Source organism: Paenibacillus sp. Y412MC10 (assembly GCF_000024685.1).
In the GTDB taxonomy this organism is placed as follows: Bacteria; Bacillota; Bacilli; order Paenibacillales; family Paenibacillaceae; genus Paenibacillus_AQ; species Paenibacillus_AQ lautus_A.
On sequence record NC_013406.1, the window covers coordinates 5,736,104 to 5,756,370 of the forward strand.

Annotated in this window: 14 protein-coding genes; 1 reads left to right on the forward strand and 13 read right to left on the reverse strand. The window is 49.8% G+C overall.

Going from position 1 to position 20,267, the window contains the following annotated elements; translation table 11 throughout:
- Nucleotides 1-104 precede the first annotated feature (104 nt).
- From serC to GYMC10_RS25095, 6 genes are all read right to left on the reverse strand, one after another.
- Nucleotides 105-1,193 carry a 3-phosphoserine/phosphohydroxythreonine transaminase gene (serC, locus tag GYMC10_RS25070; RefSeq protein WP_015737106.1) on the reverse strand — a complete coding sequence of 363 codons (1,089 nt, stop codon included), beginning with the start codon at nucleotides 1,191-1,193 and terminating at the stop codon, nucleotides 105-107.
- A gap of 102 nt (nucleotides 1,194-1,295) precedes the next feature.
- A complete protein-coding gene (locus GYMC10_RS25075; RefSeq protein ID WP_015737107.1) occupies nucleotides 1,296-2,180 on the reverse strand; it encodes a hypothetical protein in 885 nt (294 codons plus the stop codon).
- A 78-nt stretch (nucleotides 2,181-2,258) separates the two neighbouring features.
- A complete protein-coding gene (locus tag GYMC10_RS25080) occupies nucleotides 2,259-4,985 on the reverse strand; it encodes a GH36-type glycosyl hydrolase domain-containing protein (protein WP_015737108.1) in 2,727 nt (908 codons plus the stop codon).
- A gap of 25 nt (nucleotides 4,986-5,010) precedes the next feature.
- On the reverse strand, nucleotides 5,011-5,847 hold the full coding sequence (locus tag GYMC10_RS25085) for a carbohydrate ABC transporter permease (protein WP_009595751.1): 837 nt from the start codon (nucleotides 5,845-5,847) through the stop codon (nucleotides 5,011-5,013).
- Nucleotides 5,847-6,740 carry a carbohydrate ABC transporter permease gene (locus GYMC10_RS25090; RefSeq protein WP_009595691.1) on the reverse strand — a complete coding sequence of 298 codons (894 nt, stop codon included), beginning with the start codon at nucleotides 6,738-6,740 and terminating at the stop codon, nucleotides 5,847-5,849. The genes GYMC10_RS25085 and GYMC10_RS25090 overlap by 1 nt, the downstream gene beginning before the upstream one ends.
- Nucleotides 6,741-6,846: 106 nt before the next feature.
- The gene (locus GYMC10_RS25095; RefSeq protein ID WP_015737109.1) at nucleotides 6,847-8,187 is read right to left on the reverse strand and encodes an ABC transporter substrate-binding protein; all 1,341 of its coding nucleotides are present in this window, start codon (nucleotides 8,185-8,187) and stop codon (nucleotides 6,847-6,849) included.
- 578 nt (nucleotides 8,188-8,765) lie between these two features.
- Here GYMC10_RS25095 and GYMC10_RS25100 point away from each other — a divergent pair.
- Nucleotides 8,766-9,806, forward strand: coding sequence for a LacI family DNA-binding transcriptional regulator (locus GYMC10_RS25100; protein ID WP_015737110.1), 1,041 nt, complete (start codon nucleotides 8,766-8,768; stop codon nucleotides 9,804-9,806).
- Between the two features lie 149 nt (nucleotides 9,807-9,955).
- On the opposite strand, the gene glnA is transcribed toward GYMC10_RS25100, so the two are convergent.
- From glnA to GYMC10_RS25135, 7 genes are all read right to left on the reverse strand, one after another.
- Nucleotides 9,956-11,380: a type I glutamate--ammonia ligase gene (gene glnA / locus GYMC10_RS25105; RefSeq protein ID WP_015737111.1), complete on the reverse strand. Its 1,425-nt coding sequence runs from the start codon at nucleotides 11,378-11,380 to the stop codon at nucleotides 9,956-9,958.
- Nucleotides 11,381-11,677: 297 nt separating this feature from the next.
- Nucleotides 11,678-12,733, reverse strand: a complete 1,056-nt coding sequence (aroF, locus tag GYMC10_RS25110; protein WP_015737112.1) for a 3-deoxy-7-phosphoheptulonate synthase — start codon at nucleotides 12,731-12,733, stop codon at nucleotides 11,678-11,680.
- A gap of 186 nt (nucleotides 12,734-12,919) precedes the next feature.
- On the reverse strand, nucleotides 12,920-14,710 hold the full coding sequence (locus GYMC10_RS25115) for a sensor histidine kinase (RefSeq protein ID WP_009595739.1): 1,791 nt from the start codon (nucleotides 14,708-14,710) through the stop codon (nucleotides 12,920-12,922).
- 38 nt (nucleotides 14,711-14,748) lie between these two features.
- On the reverse strand, nucleotides 14,749-16,323 hold the full coding sequence (locus GYMC10_RS25120) for a helix-turn-helix domain-containing protein (RefSeq protein ID WP_015737114.1): 1,575 nt from the start codon (nucleotides 16,321-16,323) through the stop codon (nucleotides 14,749-14,751).
- Nucleotides 16,324-16,402: 79 nt separating this feature from the next.
- Nucleotides 16,403-18,073: an extracellular solute-binding protein gene (locus GYMC10_RS25125; RefSeq protein WP_015737115.1), complete on the reverse strand. Its 1,671-nt coding sequence runs from the start codon at nucleotides 18,071-18,073 to the stop codon at nucleotides 16,403-16,405.
- Between the two features lie 79 nt (nucleotides 18,074-18,152).
- A complete protein-coding gene (locus GYMC10_RS25130) occupies nucleotides 18,153-19,049 on the reverse strand; it encodes a carbohydrate ABC transporter permease (protein ID WP_009594306.1) in 897 nt (298 codons plus the stop codon).
- Nucleotides 19,050-19,080: 31 nt separating this feature from the next.
- The gene (locus tag GYMC10_RS25135) at nucleotides 19,081-20,037 is read right to left on the reverse strand and encodes an ABC transporter permease (protein WP_009594311.1); all 957 of its coding nucleotides are present in this window, start codon (nucleotides 20,035-20,037) and stop codon (nucleotides 19,081-19,083) included.
- Nucleotides 20,038-20,267: the final 230 nt, after the last annotated feature.

The window sequence follows — 20,267 nt, forward strand, 5'->3', positions numbered from 1 at the left end:
ATTTTTATTCTTATTATAACCGATTCCCTTCCGAATTCCCGGGATATCCAGAAATAACCTTCCGCCAGCTTGGCGGAAGGTTATCGTCTTCTGATCTCATGAAATTAGCTGTGGCTGTTCTTGAACTCCTGCATGAATTCCACGAGGGCCTGAACGCTCTCGTAAGGAACGGCATTATACGCGGAAGCCCGCAAACCGCCGACGCTGCGGTGGCCCTTGAGGCCGACAAAACCTGCTTGCTCCGAAGCCTTCACGAATTCCTTCTCCAGCTCCTCGGAGGCAAGACGGAACGTAATGTTCATATCGGAACGCACCTCTGCGTTCACGCAGCCGCGGTAGAAGCCTTCGCTGCTGTCGATGGCATCATAGATCAGAGCCGCTTTCTTGCGATTCAACTGTTGAACACCCTGGAGGCCGCCCTTCTCCTCAATCCACTTCAGCACTTCGTTGATCATGTAAATGCCGAAAGAAGGCGGCGTGTTGTACAGCGAGTTATTTTTCAAATACGTATTGTAGCGAAGCATAGTCGGCAGATGTTTAGGAGAATCTGTAATCATGTCCTCTCTGACGATCACGACCGCCACGCCGGATGGTCCGAGGTTCTTCTGCGCACCCGCATACACCATCGCGAACTGGTTCATATCGAATGGACGGCTGAGAATATCGCTTGACATATCACCGATGAGCGGAACGGAACCGGTATCCGGGAATTCCTTAAACTGGGTGCCTTCAATGGTTTCATTGGAAGTCAGATGGAGATAAGCTGCATTGTCCGACAGCTTAATGTCTTGAATGCGGGGCAGAGTCATGTATTTGCTCTCTTCGGAAGATGCCGCCACATGGGTATCGCCGATCAGCTTGGCTTCTTTAATAGCCTTGTCCGCCCAGCTTCCCGTCATCACGTAGTTCGCAACCTGGCCTTGACCCAGGAAGTTCATCGGAATCATGGCGAATTGCGTGCTTGCGCCGCCCTGGATGAACAATACCTTGTACCCGGATGGATTCCCCAGCAGGGACAGCAGGCGCTCCTGCGCTTCGTTATGAACGGCTTCATAAACGGCGCCGCGATGAGACATTTCCATAATCGACATGCCGGTATTTCCGTAATTGACGAATTCGGCCTGGGCGCGCTCCAACACTTCAAGCGGCAATGCAGCAGGTCCTGCGTTAAAATTGTATGCTCTCTTGCTCAAAAGACTCTCCACCCTTTCTCTACTATGAATGCTAATTAACGCTAATCATAGCAACAATCCCATAGACCTTCAAGTGTAATTATTCACATTAAATTGTTCCGGTTACCAGCAGAAGAATTGGTACTTTCTGCTCCAAGATCTCTTTTCTCCGGGGGTCAGGCTTAATCGAACAAACACTTCCGGCGAAATAACGTGTCCGGTCCCCCACAGGGCCATATGCGCAACCGGAAAATCGCTGATCTCCCTTACCCCCGCCCTGCGGGCACTGTGCGTCAGCTCCCATGAATATGGATAATCGCCGCCGTTGAAGCCTTTCATTCTTCCATAGAAGGGCTTATGCGGTCTGGCGGTCCAGCCTATCTCGTTATCCTGGACAGACAGCAAGTCCGAGGTGTAGTCAGATTCGACCTCCGTAAACCGGACAGGAACCGGCAGCTTCAGCTTATACCCAGGTCCTACCGCTTCCTCGTTGATCCCTATGAAATTATGGACATACTCCTCCGTATCGATCCTTCGGCTTCCTTCGTTAATAAGCTCGTAATCTATCGTTAATACGGTATCCTCAATCGAGATCTTCTTCACCAATCTTGCTGCATAGCCGTTTATGCTCCTGGAACGAACCGTATAGGAGATGTTCGAGTCACCCGAAATGACATCCACATCGAAAGGCTCCGCCGGATACGCATACTGAAAGTTATACGGGGCCTCGCTGACCCGTTTAAGAAGGCCCACCCCTAATTTAGGAAACCAATCTCCAACTTCGGCCTCCGCGTACCCCATCCCTTCATGGAGTCCGAACTCGTTGCATAACCCGGACCCGGCCTGCGGGTTAAACCCTTCCGCAAACTCATGAACACAGAAGGTATGGCCGCTCTCGGTCAATTTCACCTGGGTGATGAAACCCGTGCGGTCAAAACGCGTGCCTTGATAACGTCCGACTTTCGCTATTTCGACTTCCAATCGTCCGTTCGCTAGTTGATGTCCCACAAACCATCGCTCCATTCATGATGAAGAAGCCCCGGCCGACTTGTCTGCCAGGGCTTCCGTAATTTTTATAAGTGCGAATCAGGCAAGCTCGACGTGAATCAATATCCGCTCGCTGCCGGATAACGAGGACAGCATGCTGCGATCCAGCTCGACGGCCCCGGGTTCTTGACTGCGCAGCTGTATCTTTTCACCGTTCAGCATAACCGATTGAATCGCGTAGCTTCCGTAATCCAACCGGTTTGGATTGCCGTATACGATTTGAAGCTGTTTTCCGGCAAACCCGGTAGTGACCGTGGCATGGCCGTCGGTATCGAATTGAGCAGACCTTAGTTTCGGTTCCAGGCGAAGATGTCCCCGGTTCCCTTTCACTCCAAACACCTCGGTCAGCATGGTGAGCAGCAGCCAGCTTGCCGACCCGGTAAGGTAGGGATACATCCCCCTTCCCTTCTCGTTAATGTACTCGGGAATGCCCGGATACATGCGGCTGCGTTCAAAATCCTGGCTCAGATCATAAATCGAACGCAATACCTCGTAGCCCTCTTGGACAAAACCTCTCTTATAAAGCGCATTGGCGTACATGACGCTCATATGGCTAAACATGGCCCCATTCTCTTTATGTCCGAACGCGAAGCCGAATGCCCGCCCGAGGTTTTGTTGGATCTCGCCAAAGTTCGAATTGAGGCGGTAACCGATGCTAGGGTCTTTTAAGTAACGGTCAACAGACTTCGTGATGTGCCCTACCTGTTCATCGTCCGCAATTCCTCCCATGACGGCAAAGACCTGGCCTGTTAGCGTCATGCGCACACCCAGGGGATGATCGCCTTCCACGCGGGCGCCGTCATTATTGTAATACCCGTTAAACCAGGAGTACCCTTCTTGGCTCGTGATCCATTCGTTGCAGCGCAAATTTTGAATGAGCCAATCCGCCTTCAGCTTCAAATCCTGCACAACGTCCGCAATGCTGAATTTCCGTTTGTTCCCGGTCACGGACGCCTTGACGGCCTCATAATAGCTATCCAGCAAATTCAGCTTGCCCTGCACATCCTCGTACGAGATGGGAGCCGTCACCGAATCGAGAAGCACCGCCATTTCCTCCGCTATTTCCACATGCTCGACGGCTTCCGTATCCTGCCACGCCAGCAGCAAATCGCCAAGCTGCATCAAATTGCTGGCATAAAACGCCGTGAAGGCCACGCTCTCCCCTCTGCCCGGAGCAAGGTCCAGACCGTCGTTCCAGTCGGCTCCCTCGAGTTTGATGTTGTTGTGTTCGCCGACGTTAAAGAACGGCACCAGATTTTGAAGCAGCATATGCTCCAGGACCGTACCTTCGTATACCTCGCCGCTGACGGTCAAGAGTTGATTCCCGTGCTCAGGCAGCCATCCGGCGTCCTTCTCCTGGCAGCGTTTTACGAATACGTCGCGGAAATAGGTCTGCGGCTGCTTCAGAAAATCCATATCCCCGCTCTGATCGATGTAAAGCAGCGTGGTCATGAAAGGCCAAGCGCCGTGATCCATCCATACGCGCGGAATGTTGTTCCGGTCAGCAACGAATTCGCCCGGCTTCGTGCCGATGATCGTAGCATTGCTTCCGTCAATCCGGACGCCCGCATAGTTATTGAGCAGCAGATACCGAACCTCGGCAGGCTCCATAATCATCAAGGCCAGGCAATCCTGCCACAAGTCGCGCCATCCGCGGCCACCTCGGCCGTAATCATGATAAGGCAGAAAGGAATTCCCGTATAAACGGCGCAGGATCGGCTGCAGGGTAACCCATTTCATCCATAGATCCTGCTGCGGATCGCCGGTCTGGAAGGATACCGTATTCAGTTTCTCATTCCAATAGGCTTCGTTCTGCGCAAGCAGCTCATCAAACCGCTTCTCCGATAAATACGTTTCGGACAGCCTTTCGATGTCTGCGCGATCCTTCGCTATGACCATTGCCATAACATAGGCTTTGGATTCACCGGGCCGCAGCTCCGCCTCCGCGAACCGCAGGCCGCCAAGGGCCTCGTACCCTTCCATGGAGTCTCCAGCCTGCGCATATGCCGGCTTATTGGCAATGACGGCCTCAGGCCAATCGAGAGCTCCGCCCTCCCCGATGTATTCCTCGAGCACCGGGAAATGACCGATTGGGGCTGAGCCGTCCCCCTCCGCACCCAGCACGCTGTAGGATACGCGATTGATACGGTGACCCCGTTCGTCAAACGAGAGCACGGGCTGCACTTCGACCCCTTCCCGATGGACATAAATCCGATGCAGCAGAGATGTCACATGACGATGGTCCCGCAGATCATCCGCCGAACGGCCATACAGCGGAACAGCCGCGGTAGGGGTAAGTTTAAGCGTCTGCTGGCCTACATTGGTCAGCGTTACTTTCATTAACTCGATCTGGTCATCCGTCACTGGGACGAAGCTGGTAACTTCCGTTTGCAGCCCGGCCTCCCCGTTCATCCGCTTCAGCTTGTGCCATAGGAACCCGGCTTCCAATTGGCCCTCTTCTTCCTGATGCATGAACCGGTTCGCATTCTGCTTGGCGGAGTTTCCGGATACGGACCATGCGCCATGCCCGTCGATGTGCACCCAAAAGTTGCGCGCGGACTTGGAATTATGAAGATCCTCCACCGATACCGGCGACATCAAAAACGTATTGTGGCTGCTGGTCATTTCACCGTGAAGATTCGGCGTGATGGCCGACATCATGCCCGCCTCGTTGACCAAAGGAAAATATAAATAGTTATGACGTTCAGGATGACGCAGCGTAAAGACGCCCTGATCCCCCTCGAACTTCCATCCCGTTGATTTCATATCGCTTTTTCTTCCCCTCTATGCCTTAGGATTTGACGGCTCCCGCCAGGGCACCGTCCACCAGATACTTCTGTATGAACGTATACAGAATGATCAATGGTGCGGCAACGATCGTAATTCCGCATGCAAGCAGCGGCCAGTTATTCCCGTACTGCCCTCTGAATTCTTTCAGGCCGAACGTAATGGGATAGTTGGACGGACTCGGCAGGTACATGATCGGACCGACAAAATCGTTCCAGATTCCGATGGCGGTCAGAATGACGCCCGTTGCGATCACCGGCTTCATCAGCGGCAGAATGATCTGGAACAAGTAACGGATATAGCCGGAGCCATCCATGCCTGCCGCCTCATCCAAATCGCGGCTGATCGACTTGATGTAACCGACGAACATCATGAACACCACGCCCGTCCCCGTCGTTTTCAGCAGGATATAGCCGAGCTTGGTATCATACCCGAAGAACGAAACGCTTTCCTTGAAGGACAGCATCAATTTATACTGCGCAACCATCGGGTTCGGAAGGAACTGGGACAGCAAAAAGAACATGTAGATAAAGCCGCTCCACATCACATAACCGCGTGCGACCGGAAACGCCGCAAACAACGATACGATGATGGTCAGCACCGTCGCCGTCACCGTATAGATCAGGCTATTCGCAAAATAACCCGCGAAATTGCCTTCAGACCATGCCTGGGAATAGTTGCCCCATTCGATGTTCTTCACGATTCCGATCGGGTTGAGCAAGTATTCGTTGAAGGATTTGAGCGATACATTGAAGACGAGCAGAAGCGGAACGACGTACAGAATCAGCAGCAAACCTATGACAGCATAAGAGAGAATTTGCGTGGTTTTGGAATTTCGCATCAATATTCCACCTCTCTCTTACGCGTCTGTCTGACGGCTACGACAACAAACAGGAGAATAATCAGGAACTGGATCACGGACAGTGCCGAAGGAAGGCCCATTTCCAAGCTTCCCCGGAACGTTTCCTTGTACACGTCGTAAGCCATCGTCCTAGTATTGAAACGACCGTCCGTTGTCGCCAATATGATATCGAACGTCGACATGGCGCCGATAATGGATAACAGCATATTCACCGTGAAGGACGGAGCGATCAGGGGGAAGGTGATATGGCGGAAAGACTGCCACTTGTTGGTGCCGTCAATATGACCCGCCTCGTATAAATCCTTCGGAACCGATTGGAGGCCAGCCAGAAAGATCAGCATGGAGTAGCCCATGTACATCCAGATCTGAACGAAAATAATATAACCGAACGCATGGGTAAAGCTGCCGAAGAACATGTCCTGATAGCCGAAAAGAGCGTCATAAAGGCGATTGACCGGTCCGTTCAACGGATCGAACATCATGCCCCAGATCAGCGCAACCACGGCTACGCCGAGTACGACCGGCAGGAAGAATACCGCGCGGTAGAAGTAATCGCCTTTTAGCCGCTGGTTAATGATAACGGCGATAAACAGGGCGACCCCGTTTTGCACAATCGTCACGACGAACATGAAGATCAGGGTATTTACGATCGAACGCCACCGCTCGCCTGAGTTCCCCGAGAAGAAGAGCTCCCTGTAATTATCAAGCCCGACGAATTGATAGGTGCTGCCCGGCAGGTTCTTCACATCGGTAAAGGAATAGATGACCGTCAGGATCGAAGGTCCGAAATAAAAAACGATGTATAACGCCATCGGTATCAATAGCAGCAATAACGGTATGAAGCGGTTAAACCCTTTTCCAAATGGATACATCTCTCTCACCTCGCAAATCCATTTCAATGCATGTCGGGGCCTGCTGCACAGACCCCGATTACAGTATGGTTCTTTCTATACAAGTCTCTTTATAATAGAAGAAGTTTTATTTCGGAGCGGCTGCTTCCCATTCTTTTTGCTGAATGTCAGCCAGCTCTTTCGCCGTTTTATAAGGTCCGCCCGGTGCGAGGAATTCCGTGTGAACGCCTTCTGCAGCCAGATGCTCGCCGATATTCTGGCGGTTGATCATCATGATTTCGTACGCCAATTCGAACTCGCCGAGATAAGGAGTCAGTTCATTGTCAATGAAGTCGCTTTCCGTCTGAATGTTGTCCTGCGTCGGAATGAATCCGGCTGCCTTCACGAATGTCGTGTAATTTTCCGGCTCCGAGAAGAATTCAAGCCACTTCAGGGCTCCTTCTTTGTTCGGACCTTTCTCGGCCGCATACCATGTTACGTCATACTTGCCGACAAAGGAGGCGTTCTTCGCTGCATCCTCGGTGGCCGGAAGCGGGAAGTAACCGAATTTCAACTCTGGATTAGCTGCCGCAACGGTTGGGGCATCCCAAGAGCCGTCAGCCAGCATCGCAGCTTTTCCTGTTGCAAAATAGGAAGGCGCCGTTGCATAATCGATCCCCATGAAGCCGTCGATCATGTAATTGTCTTGAAGCGTCTTCATTTTTTCCAAAACCTCGATGGCTTCTTCATCGTTATAAGCCGTCTCGCCTTTCCACACGCCCTCGATCCATTTCTGCTGGTCTCCGCCGCCCAGGATTTTGGCCTGCAGGGCGAACACCGGAAGTTTCAAAGGCCATACGTCTTTACCTGCTACAACAATCGGTGTGATGCCTTTGGCTTTCAAGTCATCGTTCAGCTTCATGAACTCCGACCACGTTTTCGGAACGCTTAAGCCGTTCTGCTCGAAGATTTCTTTATTGTAGAAGAGACCGGACATCGCAACCTTGCCTGTAGGAACGGCATATACTTTATCGTTATAAGTTCCGGCTTTTTCGATATCGTTTGCGTTATAATTCTTAATGAAGGCTTGGCCGGATAAATCCGCAATCAATCCGGTATCGATCCATTGCTGCCAATCGGGAACTTTAGCGCCCGGCGTCCATTCCTGCGGGGAGAGTCTCATTCCCGACAAATCGGCCAGGACGTCCACGTCATTGGCGGTGATTCTTGCTCTCTGCGCCTGCTTGTATTCGTCATCCGGACCCGTAGTGGTATACTCTACCGTATACTCGGGATACTTCTCTTCAAATTTCTTATTGATCTCTTCAATCGCTTTATTGATGTTATCTTGTTTCCAGTGTAAAATTTTGATGACCTTTTTATCGCCTTTGGCAGGTGCGCCTTGATCGGCTGAATCGCTGCTTCCGCAAGCTGCTAGCGAGAAGGTTAGTGCGCCAGCCAAAAGTATTGCTGATAACTTCTTAATCATTTGTTCGTTACCCCCTGAAATTAAATTGCAATTCATTATGAAACCGGATTCATGTTTCCGCTTTTTCTTGGCCTGTACAATCTTGATGCTACGAAACTATAATTATTAATTTTCGTAATTGAGCGAATTATACCGAAAGCGGTTTCGTAAGGCCTATTATTACGCATAATATTTTGTTTGTCAAAGCTTTTTTTTATCTTTTTCGCTACTTTTCTTTCACCGCACAGAGAACATCCCTTTTCTTACTCTGACAGGCTTTATGACTGTTCTCTTTCATTGACTTACCTCGCTAAAGCAGATACACTGAGTTACGAAACTGTTTCGAACCCGTGTTGTATAACATGGTAGCCGGACGGTAAATATTTGCTTGGATGAGCCCTTATGTAGAGGTGAACCGGCATTATTTCATCGGATCATGTGGAATTCATGTAAAACATACCTCGTAGTTAGACAGAAAACACGTATCTCATAACTTTTCTGTCCCTAAACTTTTCGCATAAAGGAAATTCATGATAAACATTAGCGAAAATTAACGAAAATAATGAAATGACATTATAAAAGAATAAGGGGCGTTTCGCATGACGTTAAACATCAAAACAATCGCTAAAATGGCAGGGGTCTCCGTATCGACCGTCTCCAAAATTATCAACAACTACAGTGATGTATCCGATGAGACCAAAGCTCGCGTGTTGGAAATTATGAGAGAAACGGGATACACCCCTTCCAATTCCGCGAAAACTTTAGCAACCAAAAAATCCAATCTAATCGGCGTCATCTTTGCGGGAAAGCTGAACGTTGATTTTACCCACCCGTTTTTTGTTGAGGTGCTGAATTCTTTTAAGAAGCAAATGGGGGTTCTCGGTTACGATCTGCTGTTTTTTTCGAACGAGAAATTCCAGGGGGAGGATGCCGATTATCTCGGACGGTGCCGCCATTATCAGGTAGACGGCTGCGTCATTATATCCGGAGAGGAAATCGAGCCCTCGATTAAGGAGCTGGATGAGAGCGATATTCCCTGCATCGGGGTCGATATTGAGCTGTTCGGCGAAATGTCGGGTCATATCATGTCCGACAATTACAAGATGTCCTCGAAGGTCGTGGAGCATTACTATCTCCAGGGCTTCCGAGACTTGGGCTTCATTGGCGGCAGCAAGGAGTCCGAAATCTCCAATATGCGAGAGGCGGGTTATCGCAACGCCATGGAAAGCTTCGGCCTTCCGGCCCGCGCGGAGTGGTTCCTGAACGGGGATGATTTCTATGAGGCCAGCGGATATAAAGCGATGACACGGCTGATTAAGACAGGATCCCTGCCCCGCGCCATTTTTGCGGCCTCGGATCAGATTGCCATCGGCGCCATCCAAGCGCTTCAAGAGCATGGTCTGAATGTCCCTGACGACATGTCGATCATCGGCTGCGACGATATCGAGGCTTGCAAGTACACAACGCCTAAACTAACGACGATTCGGCAAAACAAAGAGAAGATTGGCCGCTTGGCGGCACTCATGCTCTACGACCTCATCCATAAACAGTCCCCCGTCAGTTCCTTTGTCGTTGAGCCCGAACTCATCGTCCGCGAATCTTGCGGGAGCAACACGCATCACTACGGGTATTTCGGATAAACATCCGGGCAAAGGGACAGCCAGGGCGTTAAGCTCTTAATGAGCCCCTTGCCTTTCAGAGCCATCTTAGGATTGGTTCCAGTCACGAGTGTATACCGCCAAAAAGAGCCTGGGGCATGATGCCCCAGGCTCTTTTATAATCCTGTTTATTAGATATCGTAGTACAGGGAGTACTCGTGCGGATGAACGCGGATGTTAACCGCTTTGGCTTCGGCACGCTTGAAGTCGATGAAGTTCTCGAGGAATTCTTGCGTGAATACGCCGCCCTCTGTCAAGAACTCATAGTCTGCTTGAAGTGCATCCAATGCCTCGTCCAGGGAGCCCGGTACGCTGCGGATTTCCTTCTTCTCGGCGTCGGACAATTCGTAAATGTTTTTATCGAATGGCCCGTAACCGAGTGCGGTAGGATCGATTTTGCGCTTGATCCCGTCCAGACCGGCCATCAGCATAGCAGAGAATGCAAGGTAAGGGTTCGCTGTGGAGTCCGGTGTACGGAACTCGATGCGGCAGCCTTTAGGCGTTACGGCAGCGACCGGAATCCGTACTGCGGCAGAACGGTTGCCCTTGGAGAATACGAGGTTAACCGGTGCTTCATAGCCTGGTACCAGACGTTTGAAGGAGTTGGTGCTCGGATTCGTCAAAGCGATCAAGGCAGGCGCATGGTACAGAATACCGCCGATGTAGTGCAGCGCCGTTTCACTCAGGTTCGCATAAGCGCCTTTTTCGTAGAACAGCGGAGTGTCGCCGTCGAAAATGGATTGGTGAACGTGCATGCCGCTACCGTTATCCCCGAACAATGGCTTCGGCATGAACGTAGCTGTTTTGCCGTATTGGCGGGCTGTGTTATGCACGATATATTTATAGATCAACAAATTGTCAGCTGTTTTCTTCAATGTATCGAAACGGAAATTGATTTCGGCCTGGCCGGCAGTTGCCACCTCATGGTGGTGACGCTCAACGCGAAGACCTGCTTCGTCGAGGAGACGGCACATTTCGCTGCGGATATCCTGTTGAGTATCCACTGGAGCTACAGGAACATATCCGCCCTTAACCCCTACTTTGAAACCCAGGTTGCCGCCTTCTTCCTTGCGGTTCGTATTCCACTGGGCTTCCTCGGAGTCTACGAAGTAGCTGGAGCTGTTCATGGAGCTTTCATAGCGGACTTCATCGAACAGAAAGAACTCGGATTCCGGTGCGAAGAAGGCTGCTGTTCCGATGCCGGCTTCTTGAAGGTATTGCTCGGCACGAGCCGCGATTCCGCGCGGGTCACGCTCATAAGCATCGCCTTCCGGAGTATAGATGTTGCTCATAATGTTAAGTGTAGGGTGTGCTGTAAACGGATCAATATAGCAAGACACCGGATCAGGCATCATGACCATATCCGATTCTTCAATGCCGCGGAATCCTGGAATAGAAGATCCATCAAACGCTACCCCGTTCACGAAAGTTTCTTCGTCTACTTCTGAAGCCGGCAAGCTAATGTGATGCACCCGTCCCGACAAGTCTACAAAACGAAAATCGACCCACTCAATATTGTTCTCTTTAATGGTTTGCAATACTTTCTCTACCGACATGTCTCTTCCTCCCAATTTCCGAACATTAAGACTTAAACAGCTTAACAATGTTCATAATCTTTCGATTTCTTTTCGTCATTATATGCCGGGAGATAACCTGACGTCAATACCTATGTAAGGTATTTTTTAAAACGATGTCATGTTATGTGACATGAAAAACCAATTAAAGTAAATGCAGCAAAAAGACACCTGCGGTAAAAATGCAGGTGCCTTCTACTATAAATTAGGGGATGGCGAAGCCATTCATTGTGTTCTTACCGCTATGCTCGAATATATCATTATAGCATGTAACACGTGTTATACGCGCGCGAATTCAGAAGCAGGCGCTTTGGCCGTGGCAAAGCTCTTTCCTACCAATGGAGCCAGCTGCTCCAAGTCTTTAAGCAGTGCGGCGAATTGGTCCGGGAACAGGGATTGGACCCCGTCGCCTGTCATCGAGTTGTCCGGATCCGTATGCATTTCAATGATAAGACCGTCGGCTCCGGCCGCGACGGATGCCTTGGACATCGGTTCGACCAGCTCGCGCCGGCCCGTTCCGTGACTCGGGTCAGAGATGACCGGAAGGTGACTCAATCCTTGCAAAACAGGAATGGCAGATAAATCCAGCGTATTGCGGGTATAAGTTTCGAATGTTCGGATTCCGCGTTCGCAGAGCATGACATTCGGATTGCCGCCGGCCAGAATGTATTCCGCTGCGTTCAGGAATTCGTCATAAGTTGCACTGAAGCCTCTTTTCAGCAAAACCGGTTTGCCGCAGGTGCCAAGTTTCCGAAGCAGATCGAAATTTTGCATGTTGCGGGTGCCCACTTGCAGAATATCGGCGTACTCCGCGCAGATATCGACGTATTCGGGCGTCATCACCTCTGTAATGGTCAACAGGCCATGCTTTTGCCCGGCTTCCGCCATCATGATCAGACCTTCGACGCCAACGCCCTGAAAGCTGTAAGGACCCGTACGCGGCTTAAATGCGCCCCCTCTTAGCACTTGTCCGCCTGCTGCTTTCACCAGCTGCGCAATTTCATCAATCTGCTGCGCGGATTCAACGGCACATGGGCCGCCCATGACAACCAGATTGCCGCCGCCAATCTTGGTTCCCTTAATATCGATCACCGTATCATCCGGATGGAAATCACGGCTGGCAAGCTTGTAGGACTTGGAGATCTTAACTACATTCTCTACGCCCTTCATTTGGCGAAGATGCTCCGCAAGCTTCGGGTTCACGCTGCCGATCAGGCCGATCACCGTGCGATCCGCCCCCTTCGATACGTGAGCCTGGAGCCCTTCCTTCTCAATTTCGGTAACGATATGCTGAACTTGTTCCTCTGATATTTGATTGGATGTAATGACGATCATAAATAAACCTTCTTTCTGAATGAATTCCAATTTCGATGTTGATTTCAATCCATGGATAATCACTTTCGCACTTGTTCGCTTTTAAGCTTTTATGCTTTTAATCGATAAAGTAAATATACAGAAAAAATCTCCCCTCGTCAAGCCCATTCTTCATTGCTATCACGATCGGGAGATATTCCTTGCCTGTTACATCAGCGTTTTGTTGCGTCCTTCCGCTACGGTTCGCTTCACCAGCGGTATGACAATTCTTACCGTTGTCCCGATGCCGGCGCGGCTGAATAACGTGACCCCATACTCGCTGCCGTAGTGAAGCTTGATCCGTTGATCTACGTTTCGTATGCCGTAACCCGCATTGGTCAGATCCTGTCCCCCTGTATTATCCAGCACGCGGCCGGGCGGGAAACCGACGCCATTATCGATGATTTTGAATTCCAAAGCATCTTCCAGCAATCTGGCCGTTATCCGGATATGAATATAGTCTCCGGTCCACGCATGCTCGAGCACATTCTCGATAAACGGCTGCAAAATCAATTTCACGGTTTCATACCGGACCACCTCGGGCTCAAAATCATAAGTAACCTGCATCCGGTCGTCGTATTTAATCTTTTGAATGTCCACGTAAGCTTGGGCCTGTTCCAATTCATTCTTCACGGATATGATGTTCCGGCCGTCGTTGAGCGACAAACGATAAAACTTCGCCAGGTCCATTACCATGCGCTGCAGTTTATCCAGCATCCCGAACCGCGCGAGGCGGCTGATGGAGGATAGGGTATTGTATAAGAAATGCGGATTAATCTGTGCGTGCAGCGACTCCAGCTCCGCTTCCTTTTTCTGCAGGTCGGCCAGGTACACCTCATTGATCAGCTTGCCGATGTTGCTGCCCATATCGTTCAAGGCAGAGGAAATATGCGTAAATTCATCATTCCCCTTAAAGGATACCCGTTTATGGAATTCGCCTTCCTGGAAGGAGTCCAGCACAGATACGATTTTGGACACCCGGCGGCTGAAATATCTGGAGACCACGATGCTGACCACGAAGAAGATACCGATGCAGATCAGACAGATCAGATAGGTTAGATTACGTATTTTGACCGTGTCTTTTTCCACGATTTGAGCAGGCACGACGGCAATCAAATCCCAGCCGAGCTGGGGAATGGGCTTCCGAATCAGAAGGTCCCCGTTCTTGCGAAGTTCCTTCTCTTTGAAAACGTTTGTGGATTTTCCCCCTGATGAAAGAACGACCCGGCCCTGTGCATCCGATAAATACAATGCGGTCCCGTCACCGATCTTCTTGTAATCCATGCTTTCAAACAGGTCCGTCATACTGACGTTCATCCGCATGAACCCGATCTCCTGCGGTTTGATGGTCGAACTGATATCCACCAGCCGCCGCAGCAAGGATATGCGTCCGTTGCTCACATCGTCCTCAATCTGTTTCCACTGAAGGGTTACGCCGTAATTTTCTTCCTTCGGATATAATTTATACCAGGAGCGGTCCTCCAGCCTGTCATATTGATAAATATCAAACAGACGTTTGTTGGAGTCCAGCGGGTCTGTATACGTATAACTGTCATAGATCTCCCTAAGGTCGTCGTTGCGCAGGTAGATCGATAACCAGATCCTTCGGTTCGCCGTGCTTACCGCGGTCTCCAGCTTCGGAATCAGCACGTTGATCGTGGTGTCATAGCTTATCCAAGCGCTTTCGGTAAAACGCAGACGGCTGTTAAAGGTCGTATCAAAATAAAGCATATCCGATATCCGGATCATGTCCTCCATCTTATACGATATGTTCTCGCTCATCTGATGAAGCGTGCCCTGAATGTTGTTATACGTCTGCTCTCGGGTGGACTTCACGAAGACCTGATTCGCAATCTGACCGACAAGCAGCACCGGTATAATGATAAATACGCAGTACGAAAACATTAACTTGTATCCGAAAGGTATCTTGACCCGTATTCGTTCGAATTTCCCCGCCATAGCCTGTTTGACCCCATATCTAATCTGAATTTTGCAAGTTACGAGTGCTTGCGCCGGTATTCCAGAGGCGTCATTCCATACATTTCCTTAAACTGCCTGCTGAAATAAGGCAGATACTGATAACCTGTCTGTGATGCAATTTCATATATTTTGAGCTTGGTCGTCTTGAGGAGATCCCTGGCGCGCTCCATCCGGAGCTTGATTACATAATCGCTAAAGTTGTGCCCGGTTTCTTCCTTGAAGAGCACCCCGAGATAATTCGGTGAAAAAGAAAACCGGTTCGCCATATCCCGCAGCGTAATATTCTCGTGCATGCGAGCCTGGATATTCTCTATAATCTCTTCGACCAGCCTGCCATTCTTGGTTGATTTGCGGTTCTTGAGCATTTCCGAAATTTCCATTGCCTTCATGCGGAGCCATGAGAAAATATCATCCATCGTTTCGAATTGAAGCAGAATATCCAGGTTTTTGAGCTCCAGTCCTGCCATACGATATAACTCTTCGTTCATCGCTTGCAGATGTCCTTCCAGCTTCACCATGATATACACGGCCAAATTGCGTATGGTGAACTTGGATCGGATGCTGGATGCCAGCAGTTGAATCGCTTCCAGTTCGTCATAGATACGAACGATATCATACTCCGTCATGGCTGTAAATAAAGCATCCAGACGGATGTCGAGGCTTTTTACGTCTTCCCGGTCCTCGGTCGGCACCTCGCTGTACAGGATCCATTTGCCCTTGCCCCGGAACATCTTATAATCCAGCGCGTCCAAAGCTTCCATGTACGACGTGTGAAGCTGCTCCAGCTGATGGACGGCCCTGCCTTCCCCGACCGTCATCGAATAGTTATATTCCCGTTTTAATTCCTCCAGCAGGGCTTGAATCTCTTCCTTGCCCCGGCCCCCGTTAAGGAGTACGGCCGTTCGCTGATCGGTTACCTTGCATATATATTCAAAGCCGCGCTGTTCAAGCAGTTTATGCAGTCTCGTGAAATACTCCTCTATGGCACTCAGCTTTTCCTCGGAATCGAGCGAGCCGGTTCGCCAGGTGCTCACATTATCAAGCTCCAGCAGAATGACGCAGACCGGCCAATGAAGCTCTGTCAGCCGGTACTCCCGCTTGATAATGTCCAGGATGGCTCCGTCATAGGGCCGCTGAAGGATTTGCAGGAGATACTGATTTTTGAGGATGGGGATCATCTGCTGGTAAGCTTCCTCCGTCTCCTTGCGTTCATGAAGACGATCCAGCTCCATTCTAACCTTCGTTAATGCATCGATCAGCTCTTGGTCCTCCATCGGCTTTAACACATAACTGCATGCGTTCAAAGCAATCGCCTGCTTCACGTAACCAAAGTCCTGGTAACCGCTTACGAAGATAATCCGGAGCTCCTCCTGCAATTTCAGTGCCCGCTGAGCTAGCTCAAGCCCGGTCATGTTCGGCATGCGTACATCGGTAACGAGGATGTCGACCTTCTCACTTTCGAGCACCTCACAAGCAGCAAAGCCGTTATTGACCGAATCGATCACTTTCATTCCGAGATCTTCCCATGGAATAAAGCTTTTCATGCCCTCTAGGTCCAGTATTTCGTCGTCTGCCAGCAGCACTTTATACACGGGTATCATCTCCCCCATAAATTCCGATAAGGGTATACTGCATAAGCAGCATACCCTTCTTGGTTTAAGCAAAAATTAATTATTGGCCTTTCATTTTAGCAACGTTTTCTTGCCATTTCGTTGTTTTGAATGCAAGCAGCTTATCGTATCCTGCAGCTTGAGCATCGGCTTCAGCCTTGTCAAGGATTGCCAACACTTCGGCATCATCCTTCGCGTACAGGGCTTTCGCTCTGGATTCCGTAAAAATATCTTCTACGCGTTGACGAATAATTCCTTCCTCGCTGTCCGGAGCCGGATCGAGGTTAATGTACTCGGTAGCATTGGCTTGAGTTTTCCAAGTGACTTCATATTGCCAGCGAGTGGACCAGTTGCGCTGCTCTTCCGGCAACGTGCTCTCGTATTTCGCTTTCGCTGTATCAACAAACACGGTGTTACCATTCCAGTGAAGATTCGTTGTGATGGCTTGCAGCTTGCCGAGACCGGCAGCATCCGTTACATATTTCTCGGTGAACTTCGGTGTTACGCCATCCTCTTCAAATCCGTCCCAATATCCTCCTGGAGGCCCCCACATGAGAACGCTTTGGCCTTCAGGACCTGTGTACCAATCCAAGAATGCGAAAATCGCTTCGGGGTCTTTAGCGGATTTCGTAATTACGCTTACGTTCCAACCCAATTGCGTATAAGTACCAGGGAAGATCTTGTTCTTGTCCAGGCCTTCCTTGTGAATCGGCCAGATCATGAAGTAACCGGCTTCCGGATCCTTCGCCGTCAATTCAGCGTGGGCGTTCATTGCATTTTCCGTCGGGCTTGAAGCGGCATACACAGCAACGCGTCCCGTGTTCACTTTTTCTTTGACTTGGTCAGCCGTTTGGGTCATGGCATCCTGAGAAATCAATTTCTCGCGGAACAGCTTCGCGGAATACTGCATCGACTCGCGGAAAATCGGATCCGTAAAGATCGAAGTCAGCTTATCGCCGTTAGGCACGCCGCGGATGCTGATCCAACGAGTCAGAGCGTTTTCTGCAAATGCAGAGTACAGCACCTCGATACCTTGACCTTGTACGTGCGGTTCATAAGGAACCACTTGATCGCCGTATTTCGCTTTGACGGCTTTCAGGTATTCATACAGATCATCCGTCGTTTCCAGCTTCGGCTCGCCAAGCTCTTTGTAGATCTTCTTGTTTACAACATAACCCGCATTACCGTTCGGTTGGTTCGTATACCAGTTCGGGAACTGATACAGCTTGCCGTCCGGAGAGCGAAGCATATTCAGACCTTCGTCCCCCATCCACTCTTTCAGATTAGGATATTTATCAAGATATTCATCGAAAGGTACGAGCATATCGGCTTGACGCAGCTTCTCTACGTCCGGACCACGGTCCATCCACATCACATCCGGAAGCTCCGTGGATGCGATCATGGTATTGAATTTTTGCTGTGCGTTACCTTGCGAATGGATCGCGTTGACGGTTACCTTCTTGTTCTCTTTAATCCATTTCGAAGATTCGTCTTGTCCCCATGGCGGCATGGTGTACTCGTTATAATGGCCGTAGAAACTGAACTCAAGCGGTGTTTCGCCAAGCACAAACTTGTCGGATGCCTCCGTTGGAGGCGTGCTGGTTCCGTTTTCGCCTGCAGGCGCCGGATCCGCAGTCTTGGTTCCACCGCCGCCGCCGCATGCAGAAAGCATCAGCGCTGCCGCAAGCAAAGCCGTCATGGACGTGGTCAGCGATTTCTTTCTCAACCTCATTCTCTAATTTCCCCTTTCGTTTTTACACTTGATATTTATGTCTAAAGCTTAAGGCTTCAAACAACACGCATTGTTTTCCCTACTCTTTCAGGGAACCTACCAGAACACCTTTAACGAAGTGCTTCTGTACGAATGGATACACCATAATAATCGGAAGCGTTGCCACCATCATGGTTGCCATGGACAACGACTTGGAGGTTACGCTTTGCATCCGGGAGAGCACCGCCTGCGAAGCGGAATCCAGGTTGCTCATCTGTTCAGACATAATATTGGAGTTCAATATTTGACGAAGCATGGTCTGAATCGGAAGCAAGTTCTCGTTATTGATGTAGATACTCGGCAAGAACCATTCATTCCAATGGGAAACCGCCGTAAACAACGATAATGTTGCGATGACCGGACCAGACAGAGGCAGAATGATCTTAAAGAAAATGCCCCAGTTGCCGCAGCCGTCGATTTTGGCGGACTCTTCAAGACCGCTTGGGAGGCCGTTGAAGAATGTCCGGAAGATGATCATGTTCCACACGCTTACCAAACTCGGGATAATGAACACCCAGAAGGAATCCATCAGACCCAAACCGCGAACGAGCATGAACGTCGGGATCAAGCCGCCGCCGAAATACATCGTTACGATACACATAATCATGTAGTATTTGCGGCCGATCAGTTCCCTCTTAGTCATCCCGTAAGCGAAGATGGAGGTTACCAGTATGGAGGAAATCGTTCCGATCACGGTACGAAGCACCGAAATCTTGAAACCATTCAGCAACCGGTTATCCTGAAACACGATGCCGTAATTCTCAAGCGTAAAATCACGGGGCCAGAAGGTAACGCCCCCCATTGCCGTATCTGAACCTGAGTTAAATGAAATGACTAGTCCGTTCCAAAACGGATAAAACGTTACAAAGGCCAAGAAGGCCAAGAAGATATAAATGATGACCATCATCACTTTGTCACCAAATGCTAGACGTACCACTATTACCCGCTCCCTTCCTCATAATGATCTCTTACCATAAGCTGTTTCCTGATTTGCGTGCAATCAAGTTGGCAATCGTCAGAAGCATGACGCTGATCACCGCTTTAAACAAGCCTACGGCCGTTGCATATGAGAATCGGGAGTTTTCGATACCTATTCGATAGACATATGTGTCGATAACGTCGGATACCTCTCGCAATACCGGGTTCTTAGCCAAGAGCAAGATGTCTTCGAAGCCTGCAGTCAGCAAGTTACCAATGGCAAGAATCATGAAAATAACGACGACCGGCATGATCGATGGAAGCGTAATCGTGAAAATCTGCCTGAATTTGCTTGCGCCATCCATGTCAGCCGCTTCATACATGTGCGGGTCAACCCCGGCAACCGCCGCCAAGTATACGATGGAGGAGAATCCAATCTCTTTCCATACCCCTGTCGTTACGAGAATTCCCCAGAAATATTCCGGTAGCGACAGGAAGTTGATCGGCTCTTCGATCAAATTCAGCTTCTGCAGCAAAATGTTTACGCTGCCGTTATCCGTTGATAAGAGCGAAATCGCAAAGCCTGAGACGATAACCCAGGACAGAAAGTGCGGAAGATAACTGACCGTTTGCACCAGTCTCTTGAAGAACATATGCCGAACTTCGTTCAGCATAAGCGCCAGCAGAATCGGTGCCGGAAATCCAATAAGAAACTTGAGCAAGCTGATGACAATCGTGTTTCTCATGACCGTCATAAATTCCGGCGATTCAAAAAACATTTCGAAATGCTTGAATCCGGCCCACGGGCTGTCGCCCATCCCCTTGAAAATGTTAAAGTCTTGGAAAGCCATTAAAATACCGTACATCGGTATGTAGCTAAACACAAAAACGAGTGCCAGTGCAGGAAGCACCATTAACTGTATATCCCATTGTTTAGCAAAGCGAAGCAATAAGCTTTCCTTCTTCCGTTTCGGAACAGGTTCCTGTTCTACGGATATTTGCGCCATGTCCAACCCCCCGTGTGTTCTATGCCATGAAGTTCACCTGATGTCTAACATTGTAGAATAAACGATCGAATATAAACATTTGCCTATTCAACGAAAAATGATAGTATTCAATCGAGAATTGAAACGCTTACACGGCATGGAATATTTGCGAGGGTGAAATGATAGGTGCGATTGCTTTCCATAAACGTAAAAAGACCCACCGCAAACATCATTGCGATGGGTCTGAAAAA

What these genes read in the sequence shown, in the direction of transcription:
- GYMC10_RS25115 (WP_009595739.1), bottom strand. Translation starts at nt 14,710, where the DNA reads ATGGCGGGGAAATTCGAACGAATACGGGTCAAGATACCTTTCGGATAC.
- GYMC10_RS25090 (WP_009595691.1), bottom strand. Translation starts at nt 6,740, where the DNA reads ATGTATCCATTTGGAAAAGGGTTTAACCGCTTCATACCGTTATTGCTG.
- GYMC10_RS25125 (WP_015737115.1), bottom strand. Translation starts at nt 18,073, where the DNA reads ATGAGGTTGAGAAAGAAATCGCTGACCACGTCCATGACGGCTTTGCTT.
- GYMC10_RS25100 (WP_015737110.1), top strand. Translation starts at nt 8,766, where the DNA reads ATGACGTTAAACATCAAAACAATCGCTAAAATGGCAGGGGTCTCCGTA.
- glnA (WP_015737111.1), bottom strand. Translation starts at nt 11,380, where the DNA reads ATGTCGGTAGAGAAAGTATTGCAAACCATTAAAGAGAACAATATTGAG.
- GYMC10_RS25085 (WP_009595751.1), bottom strand. Translation starts at nt 5,847, where the DNA reads ATGCGAAATTCCAAAACCACGCAAATTCTCTCTTATGCTGTCATAGGT.
- GYMC10_RS25135 (WP_009594311.1), bottom strand. Translation starts at nt 20,037, where the DNA reads ATGGCGCAAATATCCGTAGAACAGGAACCTGTTCCGAAACGGAAGAAG.
- GYMC10_RS25095 (WP_015737109.1), bottom strand. Translation starts at nt 8,187, where the DNA reads ATGATTAAGAAGTTATCAGCAATACTTTTGGCTGGCGCACTAACCTTC.
- GYMC10_RS25080 (WP_015737108.1), bottom strand. Translation starts at nt 4,985, where the DNA reads ATGAAATCAACGGGATGGAAGTTCGAGGGGGATCAGGGCGTCTTTACG.
- aroF (WP_015737112.1), bottom strand. Translation starts at nt 12,733, where the DNA reads ATGATCGTCATTACATCCAATCAAATATCAGAGGAACAAGTTCAGCAT.